Origin of the sequence: Natranaerovirga pectinivora (assembly GCF_004342165.1) — a bacterium.
In the GTDB taxonomy this organism is placed as follows: domain Bacteria; phylum Bacillota; class Clostridia; order Lachnospirales; family DSM-24629; genus Natranaerovirga; species Natranaerovirga pectinivora.
In genome coordinates, this window is sequence record NZ_SMAL01000001.1 from 285,553 (window position 1) to 303,375 (window position 17,823).

Consider the following 17,823-nt stretch of genomic DNA (forward strand, 5'->3'; position numbering starts at 1 on the left):
TAAATGAGTAAACCAATAGTTGCTATAGTTGGAAGACCAAATGTAGGAAAATCTACATTATTCAATGTATTAGCAGGTGAAAAAATTTCAATCGTTGAGGATACACCAGGTGTAACAAGAGATAGAATCTATGCAGATGTAACATGGTTAAAGTATGACTTTACCATTATTGATACAGGAGGTATAGAACCTGAGAGTGATGATGAAATATTAAAACATATGAGAACACAAGCTCAAATTGCTATAGATACTGCTGATGTCATCTTGTTTGTAGTAGATGTTAAACAAGGTTTAGTAGATGATGATCATAAAGTAGCAAATATGCTTAGAAAAGCTAGAAAACCAGTTATTTTAGTGGTAAACAAAGTGGATAATTTTGATAAACTAGAAATGGATGTATTTGAGTTCTATAATTTAGGACTTGGTGAACCAAGACCTGTGTCATCTGCTTCAAAATTAGGATTAGGTGATATGCTTGATGTAGTTGTAGAAAACTTTCCACCTAATATGAAAGACGAAGAAGATGATGAAATTCCAAAAATTGCTATTATTGGAAAACCAAATGTTGGAAAATCCTCTTTGATTAATAAGATACTTGGTGAAGAAAGAGTTATCGTATCAAATATAGCTGGAACAACAAGAGATGCAGTAGATACTTTAGTGAAATACAATAAAAAAGACTTTGTTTTTATTGATACTGCTGGACTTAGAAGAAAAAGCAAGATAAAAGAAACCCTTGAAAGATATAGCATCATTAGAACAGTTGCTGCTATCGAAAGAGCAGATGTGGCAATATTAATAATTGATGCAGAAGAGGGTATAACCGAACAAGATGCAAAGATTGCTGGGATAGCTCATGAAAGAGGTAAAGGCGCTATCATAGCTGTTAACAAATGGGATGCAATTGAGAAAAATGATAAAACCATGAACCGTTTTATTGAAAATATTGAGGATAAATTAACTTATATGTTATACGCACCAAAAATCTTTATTTCTGCACACACAGGTCAAAGATTAAATAGATTATTTGAGATGATAGAAATGGTTATACAAAACCAAGCATTAAGGGTTGCAACAGGACCATTAAATGATATTTTATATGAAGCAATGGCACTTAACCAGCCACCTTCAGATAAAGGTAAAAGATTAAAAATATACTATATGACACAAGTATCTATTAAACCACCTACATTTGTTATATTTGTTAATGATAAAGAACTTATGCATTTCTCATATACGAGATATATAGAGAATAAAGTTAGAGAGTCTTTTGGTTTTAAAGGAACACCAATTCATTTTATCGTTAGAGAAAGAAAGGAAAAATAGGGTATGGAACAATTAATTAGCATCTCTTTAGGCTATATATTTGGATGTTTTCAAACATCGTTTTTAATAGGTAGATTGTATAAAAAAGTTGATATTAGACAGTTTGGTAGCGGTAATGCAGGTACTACAAATGCTATAAGAGTTTTAGGATGGAAAGCCGGAGTCTTAACTTTTTTAGGAGACTCCTTAAAAGCTATATTAGCTATTTTTCTAATCAGACTCTTTTACAATGATCAGGTATTTGCATTATATACTGGTTTAGGCGTTGTTATTGGACATAATTTCCCATTTTATCTTAAATTCAAAGGTGGTAAAGGTATTGCTGCTACTTCAGGGGTTTTATTAGCTTTTGATTATAGGATTGCTTTAGTGGCTTGTTTAACGTTCATTGTAATTGTTGCTTTAACAAGATATGTATCACTAGGATCACTTTTTATAGCAACCTGGACACCAATTGCTATATACCTATTTTATCCTGATAGATTAGAAATGCTAATTTTAGGTTTAATTTTTATGTCTTTAGCCTATTATAAACATATGGGTAATATTAAGAGACTGTTAAAAGGTGAAGAAAATAAACTAGGTCAGAAAAAAAGTGCATAAACTAAACGAATCTATTAAATGGAATAGGTTACATAGTAAAAATATATAGACAAAAGATAATGGAGGATATTATGGAGCGTATTTGTATAGTTGGAGCTGGGAGTTGGGGAACTGCTTTAGGAATTTTACTTGCAAAATCTGGACATAGTGTTACGATTTGGTCAATAATGAATGAAGAAGTTGAAATGTTAAATCAACACCGTGAGCATATAGATAAATTGCCTGGTATTACACTTCCAGATAATATAATGGTAACAAACAATTTAGAGGAAGGAATGAGTCAAACGGGTATTGTTGTTATGGCAGTTCCTTCAAAATTTGTAAGAAATACAGCTAAGTTAGTAAAACAATACATTCAACCAGGTCAAATTATTGTTAATGTTGCTAAAGGTTTAGAAGAAGAGACATTGCTCACTTTAGCAGAAGTAATAGAAGAGGAAATGCCAAATAATCCTGTAACTGTTTTGTCTGGTCCTAGTCACGCTGAGGAAGTTGCAAAAAACATACCTACAACTTGTGTTGTAGGGGCTAGATCTAAACAAGTTGCAGAAAAAATACAAGACACTTTTATGAGTAAAACATTTAGAGTGTACACAAGTCCTGATATTAGAGGAATTGAACTAGGTGGGGCATTAAAAAATGTTATTGCCTTAGCAGCGGGAATTTCTGATGGATTAAAATTTGGTGATAATACAAAAGCAGCCTTAATGACAAGAGGTATAGCAGAAATATCTAGATTAGGCCTTGCAATGGGTGCAAGTATTCATACTTTTGGAGGTTTATCTGGCGTAGGAGATCTTATTGTAACTTGTACAAGTATGCATAGCCGTAATAGGAGAGCTGGAATATTAATCGGTAGTGGTTATACACTTGAAGAAGCTATATCAGAAGTAAAAATGGTTGTAGAAGGTGTAAATACAGCAAATGCAGCTTATAAATTGGCTCAAAAATACAATATAGAAATGCCTATTATAGAGCAAGTAAGTAAAGTACTCTTTGAAAATAAAAATCCTAAAGAAGCAGTAGAAGATTTAATGCTTAGGGATAAAACAAAAGAGCATAAAGAATATGAAATGGATTTTAATAAAATTATAAATTGGGAAGAAGAATAAAAATTAGGAGCTGAATCAGCTCCTAAAAATATATAATCTACAACTTATTCATTTTTTTATAATGCAATGGTGAATAACCTGTAATATTTTTAAATACTCTACCAAAGTGGGATATATTTCCAAAACCAACTTCTTCAGCTATTTCAATAACTTTCTTATCAGATTCTCTTAGTAGTATCTGAGACTCTCGAATTCGAACACTATTAACATATTCAACAAAAGTAAAACCTGTAGCTTGTTTAAATGCACGACTTAAATAATATTGACTTATATAAAAATGTTTTGCAACAGAAGACAGTGACAAGTACTCTCTATAATTTAAATTGATATATTGAACGATTTCTGACATTTTTTTATGCATTTCACTAGGATGTTCATTAGATTCAATGATTGAATCATCATCTTTGTTTCTTCTTAAATAGATTAATAATTGCATTAACAATGCTTGTAGGGAAGATTCATAACCAACTTCTTTATTTCTTATTTCTTGTATAAATTGAAGTAGCATAGTTTCAATATACTCTTGTTCAGCTGGCAGGAGTGGTATAACATTATGTTTCGTGGCGTAAACCTCTTCAAGTAAAGAGCGAATAGATGGTGTTAAAAATTTTTTATCAAAATTTATTAGAACTCTTTCATGAGCCCCTTCACCAGCATCAGTCGTTTTATGTAAGTCAAAAGGTTTAATTAAAACCAAATTACCTTTTTCTACTAGACTTGTTCTATCTTTAATAAAATAATATCTTTTACCAGATAATAAATAGTAAAATTCATACTGATCATGAAAATGGTAGTTGTTCATACTATACTGGCCAATTACTTCTCTTGCTGAAAATGCAAAGGAATTGTCTTTTGTTTGATAAATAGTTTCTTGTTGTAATAACAAATAATATCACCTCTCCTATATTATAACCTATTAGAAATGAAAAATAAAGCAAAATATGCAAAAAAAATTAAGATTTAAGCAAAATATGTGCTGAATTAAGCAGGAGATTGTTGTATAATTTCATTATAGATTAAATAAAAAAACACACACAAATACTTTAACATATATAAAGGAGATGGACTTATGAGCAAGAAAAGATATGTACAAATCGGTGTAGGTGGTAGAGCAAGATTTTTCTACGAGGCAGTAGTTAGTGATTTTAAAGAAACTTCAGAATTAGTTGCATTTTGTGATATAAATCAAACAAGAATGGATTACGCTAACAAAGTAATTAAAGAAGAATATGGAGTTGATCCTGTTCCAACATACAAATGTGATAAATTTGATGATATGATCAAAGAACAAAAACCAGATTTTGTTATTGTTACTACAGTAGATAGAACACACCATACTTATATCATTAGAGCCTTAGAATTAGGTTGCGATGTTATTACAGAAAAGCCAATGACTGTAGATGAAGTAAAAGCAGCAGAAATACTTGATGCTATAGAAAGAACTGGAAGACAAGTTCGTGTAACATTTAACTACAGATATGCACCACATAATACTAAAATTCGTGAATTAATCATGAATGATACAATTGGAGATGTAACATCTGTTCACTTTGAATGGTTATTAAATACTGAGCATGGTGCAGACTACTTTAGACGTTGGCATAGAGACAAAAGAAATAGTGGTGGTTTATTAGTTCATAAATCTACTCACCATTTCGATTTAGTTAACTTCTGGTTAGGTGCTAAGCCTGAAACGGTATTTGCTATGGGAGGATTAATGTTCTATGGACGTGAAAACGCTGAAAAAAGAGGCGTAACGGACTTCTATCATAGAGCATATGGAAGCGAAGCTGCTAAAAATGACCCATTTGCTTTACATTTAGATCAAAATGATAGATTAAAAGCTATGTATTTAGATGCTGAAAAAGAAGATGGATACTATAGAGATCAAAGTGTATTTGGTGAAGGTATTAATATTGAAGACACAATGGGTGTTTTAGTTCAATACAATACTAAAGCAGTATTAACTTACTCTTTAAATGCATATATGCCTTGGGAAGGATTCAAAGTAAGTTTCAACGGAACTAAAGGAAGAATCCAAGTAAATGTTGTTGAAAGAACATATGTAAATGCTGGTGGAAGCTCTGAATTAGAGGGCGCATTAAAACAAAAAAGCATAACAGTTTACCCAATGTTTGGTGAGCCATATGAAGTAGAAATTATTGAAGGTAAAGGTGGACACGGTGGTGGAGACCCAATCTTATTAAGTGATATCTTTGGAGAGCCTAAAGAAGATCCATTTAATCGTGCTGCTTCTCATGTAGATGGGGCAATGTCAATTCTTACTGGTATTGCAGGTAACAAATCATTAGCAACTGGTCAAGCTATAAAAATCGATGATTTATTAAAACTATAATATAATTTATATTTAATGTTGACAACTAACCAAATCTTAAATTAGATTTGGTTAGTTTAAGGTATAAGTATAAATTGTCTATGTCTATATATATTAAAATAGACAGAAAGGAATTATTTATGAATATATTTTTCTTTATACTTGGAAATAATATTTTACCAATTTTCTTGCTAATTGGTGCAGGGTACATACTTAGTAAAAAATTTGATTTAGATATAAAATCTTTAAGTAAACTTAATTTTTACATTTTTGTTCCAGGATTCATATTTGTAAGTCTTTATACAACAGTGATTCCCTTTGAGATGATTAAAGCTTTAATATTTGCAATTATTATCTTATTCATCAACATGAGTGTAGGGACAATCATTCCAAAAATTAGAAAATATGATCCAGCATTAACCAATGCTTTTAAGAATTCTCTAATGTTCTATAATTCAGGTAATATCGGTATTCCATTGATTACACTTGTTTTTAGCAGTGGCATATATGCAATTAATGGGGAAACACCTTACCTAAATATGGCTGTAACAGCTCAGATTATGGTAATGATGGTTCAAAATGTATCCGTTAACACAATTGGATTTTATAATGGTGGAAGAGCAACATTGCATTGGACAGATTCTGTAAAAAAAATATTACGAATGCCTACAATTTATGCATTGCCAAGTGCTTTCATTGCGAAAGCATTGCCATTTGATTTTACAAAAATGCCTGGATGGCCAGGTTTGGAATATATTAGAAGTGGTTTGATTTCAATTGCACTTATAACCCTTGGGGTTCAATTATCCAAAACAAAGTTTAATTTTAGTAATAAAAAAGTTTATCTAGCTGTTGCAATACGTCTTATTGGTGGTCCAATTATTGCGCTAGGACTAATACTTTTAATGGGATTTGATGGTATTATTGCCCAAGCTTTAATGATTTCTTCATCTGTGCCAACAGCTGTAAATACTGCGCTCATTGCAGTTGAGTGTGATAATGCACCTGATTTTGCGTCTCAAACAGTAATGTTTGCAACACTATTTAGTGCAGTTACCCTCACCTTTGTAATATTTGTATCTAGATTAATATTCCCAGTAGCATTATAATAAACTATATAGAGCTTTTATAGACATAAAGAGATAGGAAGGAATTTAACAATGAATATATTTTTCTTTATTTTAGGCAATAATATTTTACCTATATTTCTCCTTATTGGAGCTGGATTTATTCTAAGTAGAAAATTTGATTTAGACATTAAATCCTTAAGCAAACTTAATTTTTATATATTTGTACCTGGATTCGTTTTTGTTAGTCTTTACAAAACAGAAGTTCCAGTTGAAGCACTTAAGGCCTTAGCATTTGCTATTATATTAGTATTTGTATTGTGTTTAGTGGCTTATATTATAGCTAGACTAAGAAAATATGATAAATCCTTTGGTAATGCATTTATTAATTCAATTATGTTTTATAATTCAGGTAATATAGGATTACCCCTTATTACTTTGGTTTTTAGCAGTGGTAGTTATATTATTAATGGTGAGACACCTTACTTAAATATTGCGATTACAACTCAAATTATGGTAATGGTTACTCAAAATGTTACAACAAATACCATTGGTTTCTTTAATGGGGGAAGAGCCAGTTCCCATTGGCTTATTTCTATTAAAAAAATATTTAGTATGCCAACAATATATGCAATTCCAGCTGCTTTAATTGGTAAGCTTTTACCTTATGATTTAACTCAAATGCCAGGTTGGCCAGGGTTAGAATATATAAGAAGTGGTTTGATTGCTACAGCACTAATAACTCTTGGTGTTCAATTATCAAAAACTAAATTTACTTTAACAAATAAAAGAGTATATTTATCTGTATTTTTACGTTTAATTGGAGGTCCTATTATAGCATTAGGTTTAATTCTCCTGATGGGATTTGATGGCATCATAGCCCAAGCATTAATGATTTCATCTGCAGTTCCTACATCAGTAAACACTGCACTAATTGCAGTAGAATGGGATAATCACCCAGAGTTTGCATCCCAAGCAGTAATGTTCTCAACATTATTAAGTGCAGTAACTTTAACCGTTGTTATATTCACTGCAAGTTTAATATTCCCTATTTAAAAAATGAAACTGAGTCAGGTTTGGCTCAGTTTTTTTAAAATTCTTTAGGAAATGCTTGATATGGTATCCCAATTAAGCTAGGAAAGAATATTTTGACTTTAACATTAAATTGGATTAATATATATATAATAATATATATTAAAAGTTTGGAGGGGAATTTATGATGGCTTTTTCTGTAATATTGTTAGGTTTAATATTAGGTTCTGTTTTTCTAATTGGCATCGTTGCTACGATTATTATTTTAATCAATCAAAATAAAAGAAAGGGTAATGATGATGGTTTCAGATAAGGTGGAACTTATAACTGTTAAAAAAAATAATCCTAATTATATCTTACCTGTTTGGTTTGGAGAGATTGATGACAACAATGATATTATCACTTCTAAAGACAGATTTTTATTAGTCTTTGTTAATAAAGGTACAGGAATAATAAAAATTGGAGATCAAAAACGAATTTTTACAAGTCCTTGTGTTTTTTGTTTAAATGAAAAAGAAACCATTGAATTAGAAAAAAGTAAAGATTTTAACTCAAAAGTATTTTATTTTCATCCAAGCTTTATAAATAGCATCTTTACTTTAGAGAATATTAAAGGTCAAAAAGAGGGCTTAACCATGTCAGACATTAGAGATTTGCATTGGTTAGATTCTTTTATCAAAAGAAAAGAGAATTATATAGGCATTTATACTATGGGGCCTGCAACTACAAAGCATATTGAAAGTATTCTTAATAACATAAAAAATCAAATGGAAATTCAATCAGATGGCTATTGGCCTTGTAGAACAAGGTCCTATTTTCTAGAATTGCTATTTATATTAGAAAGATTGTATAACTCTATAGATACTATGGAGGAAGTGGTATTAGACAATATACCAGATGATATTAATAAAATCATTCTGTATTTACATAATAATTATCAGAAAAAAATAACTATAAAAGACTTGAGCAACACATTCCATATGAATAGAACCACATTAAACAATAGATTTTCAGAAGCAACTGGAAGTACTGTAATGACATACCTAATTAAATTAAGAGTAAAACTAGCTGCCCTAATGTTGAAAGACACTATGATTTCTATATCGGAAATCATTGAAAGAATAGGCATAAGCGATACGAGTCACTTTGGACGAATTTTTAAAAAGCATATGGGGTGTAGCCCCACTGAGTATAGGAAACTTAATTCAAGATTTTATTAACAATTTCTTTATAATAATAAACCTAAATATAATATATTGAAAGATAAAATATAATTAATAGAATTAGTCCTGAAACAGGAGGGAATTTAAATTATGCCTTGGTGTTTAAAATGCAAAAGTGAATATGAAGAAGGAGTTGAAAAATGTGTAGATTGTATGACGATGTTATCAGAAGATTTAGTAGAAAATAATGAAGAGACACTAAATCTACAATCCATAACTAATAAGAAATTACTTATTACTGTGGGAGATATCTCAGAAGCACATATAATAGCATCTTTATTGAGTACTTATGGCATTAAGACAATTTATAAACATAACGGATCCGGGGAATACTTACAAATAGCCTTTGCAAAGACAATATATGGAATCCAAATATTTGTAGATGAATTAGATTATAAGGAAGCTTTAGAAATTATAAATAATAATGAATTGGAAGAGTTAATGGAAAGTGATATAGCAGATATTGAAGCATTAGAAATAGCAATAATGAAAAAAAGAATAGCTAGAAAAAGAAGTGCAATGAAATATATTCTTATCTTTGCAGCTATTATATATTTCATTATTATTGCAACAGCTTTTATTAGATAGAAAAAAATTGTTTGAGTAATAATAAAGTTTTTTATTCAGTTTTATAATATAAAAAAATAATGATTATAAGTTTAATTATATGACATAATACAATATATATAATGATAAAAAATTATATTATATTGTATTTTTTGAATAAATGTTCTATAATATATACAACTTAAGTATGGTTTCAAGCTTGCTTGTACGCAATTTAGAATCATACTTTCAGAGAAAATTAGGTCTCAAGTGAAGAAAGAGGCATAAGAAAGTTACTAATAGGAGGCAGATTATGAATATAACAACTGTTGCTGAGGGGATTTATCAACTTTCAGTAAATGTAGAAAATATATTATTCGAAGGATTATGGGAAATTCCTAATGGTGTATCATTAAACTCATACATTATAAAAGGTGAAAAAACTGCAATTGTTGATGGTGTATGTGGTTGGGATGGTGTACCAGAAAGTTTATTCGCATTATTAGATAAAATGGATATAAATCCAGAGTCTATCGAATATTTAATAGTTAATCATATGGAACCTGACCATTCAGGATGGATTGAAAATTTTAAAAAAATAAATTCTAATTTTAAAGTAGTATCTACAGCAAAGGCTGCTGAGTTATTAGATGGTTTTTACGGACACACAGATAATATTATTATGGTAAAAGACGATGATACTCTAGATTTAGGTAATGGACGAGTATTAACTTTTAAAGAAATTCCTAATGTTCATTGGCCTGATACAATGGCTACCTTTGATACTCTAACAGGAACATTGTTTTCCTGTGATGCCTTTGGTGCATTTGGAAGTGTAACAGATGGTAACTATGATGATTTGTTAAAAGAGGAAGAGATTGACTTTTATGAAAATGAAGCCGTTAGATATTATTCTAATATAGTGGGTGCATTTTCATTACAAGTAAAAAAAGCAATAGAAAAATGTTCTCAACTTCCTATAAAAATTATAGCACCGGGCCACGGTATCGTATGGAGAAAGAATCCCAATAAGATACTAGAGGACTATGAAAGATATGCTTCTTATTCTAAAGGACCAGCAAAAGAAGAAATAACTATAATTTGGGGTTCAATGTATGGAATGACTGAAAAGGCTGTTCGATATGTAGAAAAAGTATTAAAAGAAGAAGGCATAAAAGTCAATGTCCATCAAGTACCTGAAGACTCTTGGGGAACTGTCCTTGCATCTGTTTGGAATTCCACAGGAATTATTCTGGCGATGCCAACTTATGAATATAAAATGTTTCCACCAGTAGCAGCGGTGTTAGAAGAAATAGGTAAGAAAAAGGTGCTCAACCGTAAGGTCTTTAGATTTGGCTCATATGGTTGGTCTGGTGGGGCTCAAAAAGAGCTTGACGAGATAGTAACTAGATTAAGAATGAATTGGGAATTCTTAGAACCAGTAGAATTTAAAGGATCTGCTAGTGAAGAAGAATTAGAATTAATAGGTGAAAGAGCTAAAGATTTAGTAAAAGAAGTAAGAAATGCTGTAAATAAATAGGATAATAAAAAACAACAAAGTTCATCTGTGAATATTTGTTGTTTTTTTATTGTGGGAAAGAAGTGAAAAAAAAGAAAGGAATAAACAATATGAAAAGCTTTCATATAATAGTATCACCTAGTTAATATTATTAATGTCAATAGGAGGTAAATGTATATGACATTGTTGTATAGAGGACAATTTAATCAAACTAGCCATCGTACAAGGGAGGAAAAGGATAATGTTAGATTATTTCTAGATTATTTGATAGAAAATAGTACCCCTTTAAATCCTTATTGGAATATTGAACGTAGAAGACAACAAGCGACAGAGCCCCATTGGAATTATATTGATGGATTAATGATAAAATCAATTATAGAAATGTATTACATTACAAATGATACTAATTATTTAAATTTCGCAGACTACTTTATAGATTTTTATATAAATGAAGATGGAACAATAAAAGGGTATCGTAAGAATGAGTTTAATATTGATAATATAAACGGTGGTAAGGTGCTTTTTGAGTTATATGAATTGACTGGCAAAGTGAAATATCGAAAAGCTATTGATATCTTATATTCTCAACTCATCGATCATCCTAGAACGTATAGCGGTAATTTTTGGCATAAGAAAATATATCCTCATCAAGTTTGGTTAGATGGGTTGTATATGGCCCAACCTTTTTATATGGAGTATGAGAGAAAATACAATCATAATCAAAATACTTTAGATGTATATTATCAAATTTTAAATGTAAGAAATAAGATGTATGATGAGGAAAAAAAACTATACTATCATGGGTATGATGAGAGTCGTCAAATGTTTTGGAGTGATAGAGAAACAGGTTTATCAGAAAGTTTCTGGGGGCGCTCAATGGGGTGGTATGTAATGGCACTTGTGGATGTCCTTGAGAAAATGGATAAAAAAATATATATAAATGAATATAATCACTTGAACAGAATATTTAAGGAAGCAATTGACGGATTATTATTATATCAAGATCCAAGTGGAATGTGGTATCAAATAATAGATCAAGGTTGTAGAAGTGGAAATTATTTGGAAACTAGCGCAAGTTCCATGATTTCTTATGCCATTTTAAAAGGTGTTAGATTAAACTTATTACCTAATTCATATAAAGAATATGGGATGAAGGCATTTAAGGGAGTAAAAGACAACTATTTTAAAGTTCATAATGATAAATTTGAATTAGGTGGAATCAATTTAGTTGCTGGGTTAGGCGGTCCTGATATGCGAGATGGAAGCTATGAATATTACCTCTCAGAGCCTGTAGTTAAAAATGAAGCTAAGGGTGTTGCACCTTTTTTACTTGCGTATACAGCAGTTGAAAGACTTAAGAAATGATAAAAATACTAAGGTTGTAACATAAATAAACCACCCTTTTGCGGGTGGTTATGTTTATGAAATCTATACTATTTAATTGGGGAATAAAATAAAGCTAAGTGACTTAAAATATTTAGGGTATAATAGGTAGTACTAAAATTATTTATTAATTCGCTTTATGGCTTTATAATCAAAATTCTTGTCATTATTTGCTTTGAATCTTGTATCTGGTTCTTGTTCTTTACCTAATGCATTATTATATTTTGCAAAATCTGTTCCGTCTTCTGGGATAGGTTGTTGTGGTCTTTGAGACATTAAAATCACTCCTTTTAAATAATAATAGTATGGATAAAATACTATTATTTATACTTAGAAGCAATGACTATATTAATTGTAAGTTATAGAAAACTTAGTAATATAAATAGAAAAAAATGGATTATAGTAGTATAATATAATTTGAGGTTACAAGTGAGAGAGATAAAGAGTTATCTTTATTATTTAATAAATAAAAAATAAAAGAAACTAAGGAGGAAGTAACAATGAAAAGTTTTAATTTTCAAGTACCAACAGAAGTAATATTTGGCGTAGATACAATTGAGCAAATAGGTGAAATAGGAAATAGATATGGTAAAAAAGCAATGATTGTAACAGGTGGTACAAGTGCAAAAAAATCAGGATTAATCGATAGAGTAGTAACACTACTTAACAAGAATAATATAGATGTTGTTGTGTTTGATGAAGTAACACCAAATCCTTTAGCCAAAACCGTTCGTGATGGTGTTTCTATAGTTAAAAAAGAAAACTGTGACTTTATTATTGGTTTAGGTGGCGGAAGTGCAATGGATGCTTCTAAAGCCATTGCATTTTCTAGTTTTAGTGATGCAGATATATTAGATTTCTTCCCTAAGGGTAAGTTTGCAGAAGAAGGTCCTAAAGGGTCCTTACCATTGATCGCAGTAACAACAACAGCAGGAACAGGTAGTGAGGCTAATAAAATTGCTGTTATTACAGATCAAGATTCAAACAGAAAATGCGGATTAAAAACACCATATGCATACCCTACTGTAGCAATAATTGATCCTAAATTAACATTATCTGTACCACCAGAAGTTACAGCGGCTACAGGACTTGATGTATTTTATCATGCATTAGAAGCCTTTGTTTCTAGAAAAGCAAGTGTGTTTACAGAAATGTGTTCAATAGAAGCAATGAAATTAGTTGTAAAAAGTTTAGAAACTGCCGTTAAAGAAGGCTCTAATTTAGAAGCAAGAGAGGATATGGCTTGGGCAAATACATTAGCTGGAATTGCTATTGACCTTGCAGGTACTGTAGCAATTCATGGGACTTCTCATCCAATAAGTGCGTATTTTAATTCGCAGCACGGAAAAGCCCTTTCAGCAGTTGCACCAACCTTTTTAAAATACCATTACCAGGCAGATATTAGTAAATTTGCAAAAATAGCAGAGATATTAGGTTGTACAGATGCAAACCTTACAGATGAGGAAAAAGCAGCAAAATCATCTGAATATCTAATCAAGTTATTAGAAAGTGTTGGAATGAGAATTACATTAACTGATTTAGGTGTGACAGAAGATATGGTAGAAACCCTTACTAATAACTCTTTCGAAACCATGACAGGGGCTATTGGCAATACACCAGGTAAAATTGAATATGAAGATATGTATAGACTATATAAAGAATCTCTATAAATTGCAAAATCAGACCAGTTAATGCTTTAGCTGGTTTGATTTTTTTTGTTTTTTAGTTCTAACTAAGAAATCCTACTAATATTTTATAGTAAAGAAAAATATTTGTGTTTTTTATATGGTTTCTATATGAAAAAATGTAATAAATAAGCCGTACTGTCATATATTTTATATGAGAGACTAGGATAGGAGGAAGTATATGTTGGAACAATATGATATTTATAGTGATATTAAAGCTAGAACCAATGGGGATATATACATTGGTATCGTAGGTCCTGTTAGAACAGGAAAATCAACATTTATAAAACGTTTTATGGACTTACTTGTATTACCTAATATTGAGAACGTACATAGTAGAGAAAGAACAAAAGATGAACTTCCGCAAAGTGCTGCAGGTAAGACAATTATGACTACAGAGCCTAAATTCATACCAAAAGAAACAGCAACAATAAAGCTATCAGAAGGATTAGAGTTTAACGTAAGAATGATAGATTGTGTTGGTTATATGGTTGAGGGGGCAGTTGGCCATAAGGAAAACGAACAAGAAAGAATGGTAAAAACACCTTGGTATGAAAATCAAATTCCATTTACTCAAGCAGCAGAAATTGGAACAAAAAAAGTAATTAATGATCATTCAACAATTGGAATAGTAATAACAGCAGACGGTTCTTTTGGTGAATTAGAACGACACAATTATTTAGCGCCAGAAGAAAGAACCATCTCTGAACTTAAAAAACTTAAAAAACCGTTTGTCGTTTTATTAAATTCAGCTAGACCTCACTCTGATGAAACTAAGTTATTGGCTGAGGAGTTAGTGGAAAAATATGATGTTTCTGTTTTACCTGTAAATTGTGAACAATTAAGAAAAGACGACATAACAAAAATTATGGAAAAAGTCTTACATGAGTTTCCTGTATCTGAAATTGACTTTGATGTTCCAAAATGGATTGAAATGCTTCCAGAAAATCATTGGATTAAAGAAGATTTACTATTAAATGTAAAAGAGATATTATCTAATGTAGATTTAATAAGAGATGTGCAAAAAGATAGTATTAAATTTCCTGAAAGCCAATATATTAAAGCATTTAGACTTGATAAGATTGATATGTCTGAGGGATGCGCTAAGATAAAAGTTGAATTTGATGATGAATATTATTATAAAGTTCTTAGTGATTTATTAGGAACTGAAGTTCAAGGAGAATATCAATTTATTTCTCTTATTAAAAAATTCTCAATTATTAAAAGTGAGTACTCAAAAGTATCCAAAGCTTTAGAGGATGTAAAATTCAAAGGCTATGGTATTGTTGCGCCATTACTTGATGAAATTAATTTAGATTCACCTGAAATCATCAAACATGGCAGCAAGTATGGGGTGAAAATTAAAGCTACGGCTCCTAGTATCCATATGATTCGTGCCAATATTGAAACGGAAGTTTCTCCAATTGTTGGAACTGAGAAACAAAGTGAAGAATTGGTTAGTTATTTAATGAGTGAAGCGGAGACTGATCCAAGAAAAATATGGGAATCTAATATCTTTGGAAAGTCATTACAGGATTTGGTTAATGAAGGTTTACAGAATAAGATTTTTAGAATGCCAGAGGACAGTCAAGTTAAGTTGCAAGAAACGTTACAAAAAATTGTTAATGATGGTAGTGGCGGTTTGATTTGTATTATAATTTAAGTTTTAGTTATAAGGAAGGAATAGCAGATATGCTATTCCTTTTTAGGTGGTGAGTGGATTTTGATTATATATAAGTTCCAGAAACCCGCAACCATCCTTGGTTGCAAGGGTTTCGCTACGCCATCCTTGGCTACGCTATTACACTTATATATAATAAAAATCCTTGGTCCCTAAGTTGTCTATAGTCTGGAAGGAATAGCAGAAATGCTATTCCTTTTTAGGTGGTGAGTGGATTTTGATTATATATAAGTTCCAGAAACCCACAGCCATCCTTGGTTGCAAGGGTTTCGCTACGCCATCCTTGGCTACGCTATTACACTTATATATAACAAAAATCCTTGGTCCCTAAGTTGTCTATAGTCTGGAAGGAATAGCAGAAATGCTATTCCTTTTTAGGTGGTGAGTGGATTTTGATTATATATAAGTTCCAGAAACCCACAGCCATCCTTGGTTGCAAGGGTTTCGCTACGCCATCCTTGGCTACGCTATTACACTTATATATAACAAAAATCCTTGGTCCCTAAGTTGTCTATAGTCTGANNNNACAGCCATCCTTGGTTGCAAGGGTTTCGCTACGCCATCCTTGGCTACGCTATTACACTTATATATAACAAAAATCCTTGGTCCCTAAGTTGTCTATAGTCTGAAAGGAATAGCAGAAATGCTATTCCTTTTAATGTGTAGAAACAAAGGTAATTTATAAGTAAAATAATTGAAATAGCATATACTAAATACTGTTATATAAATGGTATAAGATGTTAAAAATTATATGGATTAATGTTATAATATAAAAATGGGTAAAATATTTACGAACTATTTTAATAAAAAATTTAGTGAAAGAATAAAGGGGATAAAATAATGAGAGATGTATATATATATACTGATGGCGCTTGTCGAGGAAATCCTGACGGACCAGGGGGATATGGGGTAGTTCTAGAATATGAGGACAAAGAAGGTATCAAACATATTAAAGAGCTATCACAAGGCTATAAGGGAACCACAAATAACAGAATGGAACTGATGGGGGTTATTAAGGGCTTAGAAATACTAAAAAAACCTTGTAATGTAAAAGTTTTTACAGATTCCCAGTACATTGCCAATGCCTTTAATCAAAATTGGTTAAACAATTGGATTTTAAACAATTGGACAAGAGGCAAGAAAAAAGAGCCTGTTAAAAATATAGATCTATGGAAAATGCTATTAAAGGCAAAAGAAGGCCATAAAGTTGAATTTATATGGGTAAAAGGTCATGCGGGTCATCTTCAAAATGAACGTTGTGACAAATTGGCAACAAAAGCAGCAGATGGATCTGATTTACTAGAGGATATAGGTTATATAAAAGAGTAAAAATATACATAATCCAATTGCCTTATTCATAAGTTTATACGAGTTATAAATTTGGAGGTAGGATTATATATGAAGCGAGTGAGTGCCCTTAGATATAGAAGACGGTATATGAAAAAGTTTAATAAAAGAAGTGTCTTTTATCATCAATTAATCAGAGCATTTTGTTTAGCCTTAATTGTTAATTTTATGGTGTTAAGACTACATAATTACCATTATCCAATAACAATAAAAAACTATGATTTAAATACTATAGCAGATTTTCATATTCATAATGAACTTTTAGCTAGTATTAAAGGTTATTCTAATGAAAAAAATTTAGATTTTTATAAAATATTAATTGATACTTTAATACAAAATGATTTTAGACTATTAAATACAGAAGAAATCAATATTGCTAAAAGAAATAATGTTAAAAAGAATAGAGAATATAAGGCTTTAGAGACAATTTATAAAATGATATTAGAAGATCTTGTTTATTTTCCTATTCCTAACAACCTTAACTCAAATGAAGTCGGGTATTATTATCAAGACACTTGGTTAGCAGATAGATCCTTTGGTGGCGATCGATTGCATTATGGAACAGATATAATGGATAGTAGTAATATAAGAGGGTATTTACCATTAATAAGTATAACAGATGGTGTTGTAGAAAATATGGGGTGGCTAGAAAAGGGTGGCTATAGGATAGGAATAAGGGCCCCTTCAGGTGCTTACTTTTATTATGCACACTTATATAATTATGCTGAAGGTCTTCAAATAGGCGATACAATAAGAGCAGGACAGTTAATTGGTTTTATGGGTGATAGTGGTTATGGAAGTGAAGGTACAATAGGAATGTTTGATGTCCATTTGCATTTAGGAATTTCCCTACCACTAGAGGACAAAAATGATGAATTCTGGATTAATCCTTTTTGGGTATTAAAATATGTAGAAAATAATAAAATAAATTCATGGTATTAATGAATTCATATGTTATAATATA

General features: G+C 30.7%; 17 protein-coding genes. 15 read left to right on the plus strand and 2 right to left on the minus strand.

Annotated elements, in window-relative coordinates; genetic code table 11:
- The first annotated feature begins 3 nt into the window (after nucleotides 1-3).
- The 3 genes from der to EDC18_RS01415 all read left to right on the plus strand — a co-directional run bounded on the left by der (nucleotide 4) and on the right by EDC18_RS01415 (nucleotide 3,041).
- Nucleotides 4-1,326: a ribosome biogenesis GTPase Der gene (gene der / locus EDC18_RS01405; protein ID WP_132249512.1), complete on the plus strand. Its 1,323-nt coding sequence runs from the start codon at nucleotides 4-6 to the stop codon at nucleotides 1,324-1,326.
- A 3-nt stretch (nucleotides 1,327-1,329) separates the two neighbouring features.
- Entirely contained in the window at nucleotides 1,330-1,929 is a 600-nt protein-coding gene (plsY, locus tag EDC18_RS01410; protein ID WP_132249514.1) for a glycerol-3-phosphate 1-O-acyltransferase PlsY, read from the plus strand.
- A gap of 71 nt (nucleotides 1,930-2,000) precedes the next feature.
- The gene (locus EDC18_RS01415) at nucleotides 2,001-3,041 is read left to right on the plus strand and encodes an NAD(P)H-dependent glycerol-3-phosphate dehydrogenase (RefSeq protein WP_132249516.1); all 1,041 of its coding nucleotides are present in this window, start codon (nucleotides 2,001-2,003) and stop codon (nucleotides 3,039-3,041) included.
- A 37-nt stretch (nucleotides 3,042-3,078) separates the two neighbouring features.
- Here the strand turns inward: EDC18_RS01415 and EDC18_RS01420 are convergent, their stop codons facing one another.
- A complete protein-coding gene (locus EDC18_RS01420) occupies nucleotides 3,079-3,927 on the minus strand; it encodes an AraC family transcriptional regulator (protein ID WP_207669143.1) in 849 nt (282 codons plus the stop codon).
- 183 nt (nucleotides 3,928-4,110) lie between these two features.
- Here EDC18_RS01420 and EDC18_RS01425 point away from each other — a divergent pair, with 183 nt between their 5' ends.
- From EDC18_RS01425 to EDC18_RS01455, 8 genes are all read left to right on the plus strand, one after another.
- Entirely contained in the window at nucleotides 4,111-5,397 is a 1,287-nt protein-coding gene (locus EDC18_RS01425; RefSeq protein WP_132249518.1) for a Gfo/Idh/MocA family protein, read from the plus strand.
- Nucleotides 5,398-5,516: 119 nt separating this feature from the next.
- Nucleotides 5,517-6,485, plus strand: coding sequence for an AEC family transporter (locus tag EDC18_RS01430; protein ID WP_132249520.1), 969 nt, complete (start codon nucleotides 5,517-5,519; stop codon nucleotides 6,483-6,485).
- 51 nt (nucleotides 6,486-6,536) lie between these two features.
- A complete protein-coding gene (locus EDC18_RS01435; protein ID WP_132249522.1) occupies nucleotides 6,537-7,499 on the plus strand; it encodes an AEC family transporter in 963 nt (320 codons plus the stop codon).
- Between the two features lie 160 nt (nucleotides 7,500-7,659).
- Nucleotides 7,660-7,788, plus strand: coding sequence for a hypothetical protein (locus tag EDC18_RS14820; RefSeq protein ID WP_279230887.1), 129 nt, complete (start codon nucleotides 7,660-7,662; stop codon nucleotides 7,786-7,788).
- A complete protein-coding gene (locus tag EDC18_RS01440; protein ID WP_165878417.1) occupies nucleotides 7,775-8,695 on the plus strand; it encodes an AraC family transcriptional regulator in 921 nt (306 codons plus the stop codon). The genes EDC18_RS14820 and EDC18_RS01440 overlap by 14 nt, the downstream gene beginning before the upstream one ends.
- Before the next feature lie 93 nt (nucleotides 8,696-8,788).
- On the plus strand, nucleotides 8,789-9,286 hold the full coding sequence (locus tag EDC18_RS01445; protein WP_132249526.1) for a putative signal transducing protein: 498 nt from the start codon (nucleotides 8,789-8,791) through the stop codon (nucleotides 9,284-9,286).
- 271 nt (nucleotides 9,287-9,557) lie between these two features.
- Nucleotides 9,558-10,784, plus strand: coding sequence for an FprA family A-type flavoprotein (locus EDC18_RS01450; RefSeq protein WP_132249528.1), 1,227 nt, complete (start codon nucleotides 9,558-9,560; stop codon nucleotides 10,782-10,784).
- A gap of 156 nt (nucleotides 10,785-10,940) precedes the next feature.
- On the plus strand, nucleotides 10,941-12,128 hold the full coding sequence (locus EDC18_RS01455; RefSeq protein ID WP_132249530.1) for a glycoside hydrolase family 88/105 protein: 1,188 nt from the start codon (nucleotides 10,941-10,943) through the stop codon (nucleotides 12,126-12,128).
- 138 nt (nucleotides 12,129-12,266) lie between these two features.
- Here the strand turns inward: EDC18_RS01455 and EDC18_RS14440 are convergent, their stop codons facing one another.
- A complete protein-coding gene (locus EDC18_RS14440; protein ID WP_165878418.1) occupies nucleotides 12,267-12,422 on the minus strand; it encodes a hypothetical protein in 156 nt (51 codons plus the stop codon).
- A gap of 224 nt (nucleotides 12,423-12,646) precedes the next feature.
- Here EDC18_RS14440 and EDC18_RS01460 point away from each other — a divergent pair, with 224 nt between their 5' ends.
- From EDC18_RS01460 to EDC18_RS01475, 4 genes are all read left to right on the plus strand, one after another.
- The gene (locus EDC18_RS01460) at nucleotides 12,647-13,816 is read left to right on the plus strand and encodes an iron-containing alcohol dehydrogenase (protein ID WP_132249532.1); all 1,170 of its coding nucleotides are present in this window, start codon (nucleotides 12,647-12,649) and stop codon (nucleotides 13,814-13,816) included.
- Nucleotides 13,817-14,015: 199 nt separating this feature from the next.
- Nucleotides 14,016-15,494, plus strand: a complete 1,479-nt coding sequence (spoIVA, locus tag EDC18_RS01465) for a stage IV sporulation protein A (RefSeq protein WP_132249990.1) — start codon at nucleotides 14,016-14,018, stop codon at nucleotides 15,492-15,494.
- An 858-nt stretch (nucleotides 15,495-16,352) separates the two neighbouring features.
- Nucleotides 16,353-16,841 carry a ribonuclease HI gene (gene rnhA, locus EDC18_RS01470; protein WP_132249534.1) on the plus strand — a complete coding sequence of 163 codons (489 nt, stop codon included), beginning with the start codon at nucleotides 16,353-16,355 and terminating at the stop codon, nucleotides 16,839-16,841.
- Between the two features lie 69 nt (nucleotides 16,842-16,910).
- Nucleotides 16,911-17,801 (plus strand): M23 family metallopeptidase, encoded by an 891-nt coding sequence (locus EDC18_RS01475; RefSeq protein ID WP_132249536.1) that lies wholly within the window; start codon nucleotides 16,911-16,913, stop codon nucleotides 17,799-17,801.
- Nucleotides 17,802-17,823 lie beyond the last annotated feature (22 nt).

Excerpts from the sequence above, each read along its gene's own strand:
- der (WP_132249512.1), top strand. The coding sequence starts at position 4 with ATGAGTAAACCAATAGTTGCTATAGTTGGAAGACCAAATGTAGGAAAA.
- plsY (WP_132249514.1), top strand. The coding sequence starts at position 1,330 with ATGGAACAATTAATTAGCATCTCTTTAGGCTATATATTTGGATGTTTT.
- EDC18_RS01415 (WP_132249516.1), top strand. The coding sequence starts at position 2,001 with ATGGAGCGTATTTGTATAGTTGGAGCTGGGAGTTGGGGAACTGCTTTA.
- EDC18_RS01425 (WP_132249518.1), top strand. The coding sequence starts at position 4,111 with ATGAGCAAGAAAAGATATGTACAAATCGGTGTAGGTGGTAGAGCAAGA.
- EDC18_RS01430 (WP_132249520.1), top strand. The coding sequence starts at position 5,517 with ATGAATATATTTTTCTTTATACTTGGAAATAATATTTTACCAATTTTC.
- EDC18_RS01435 (WP_132249522.1), top strand. The coding sequence starts at position 6,537 with ATGAATATATTTTTCTTTATTTTAGGCAATAATATTTTACCTATATTT.
- EDC18_RS14820 (WP_279230887.1), top strand. The coding sequence starts at position 7,660 with ATGATGGCTTTTTCTGTAATATTGTTAGGTTTAATATTAGGTTCTGTT.
- EDC18_RS01440 (WP_165878417.1), top strand. The coding sequence starts at position 7,775 with ATGGTTTCAGATAAGGTGGAACTTATAACTGTTAAAAAAAATAATCCT.
- EDC18_RS01445 (WP_132249526.1), top strand. The coding sequence starts at position 8,789 with ATGCCTTGGTGTTTAAAATGCAAAAGTGAATATGAAGAAGGAGTTGAA.
- EDC18_RS01450 (WP_132249528.1), top strand. The coding sequence starts at position 9,558 with ATGAATATAACAACTGTTGCTGAGGGGATTTATCAACTTTCAGTAAAT.
- EDC18_RS01455 (WP_132249530.1), top strand. The coding sequence starts at position 10,941 with ATGACATTGTTGTATAGAGGACAATTTAATCAAACTAGCCATCGTACA.
- EDC18_RS14440 (WP_165878418.1), bottom strand. The coding sequence starts at position 12,422 with ATGTCTCAAAGACCACAACAACCTATCCCAGAAGACGGAACAGATTTT.
- EDC18_RS01460 (WP_132249532.1), top strand. The coding sequence starts at position 12,647 with ATGAAAAGTTTTAATTTTCAAGTACCAACAGAAGTAATATTTGGCGTA.
- rnhA (WP_132249534.1), top strand. The coding sequence starts at position 16,353 with ATGAGAGATGTATATATATATACTGATGGCGCTTGTCGAGGAAATCCT.
- EDC18_RS01475 (WP_132249536.1), top strand. The coding sequence starts at position 16,911 with ATGAAGCGAGTGAGTGCCCTTAGATATAGAAGACGGTATATGAAAAAG.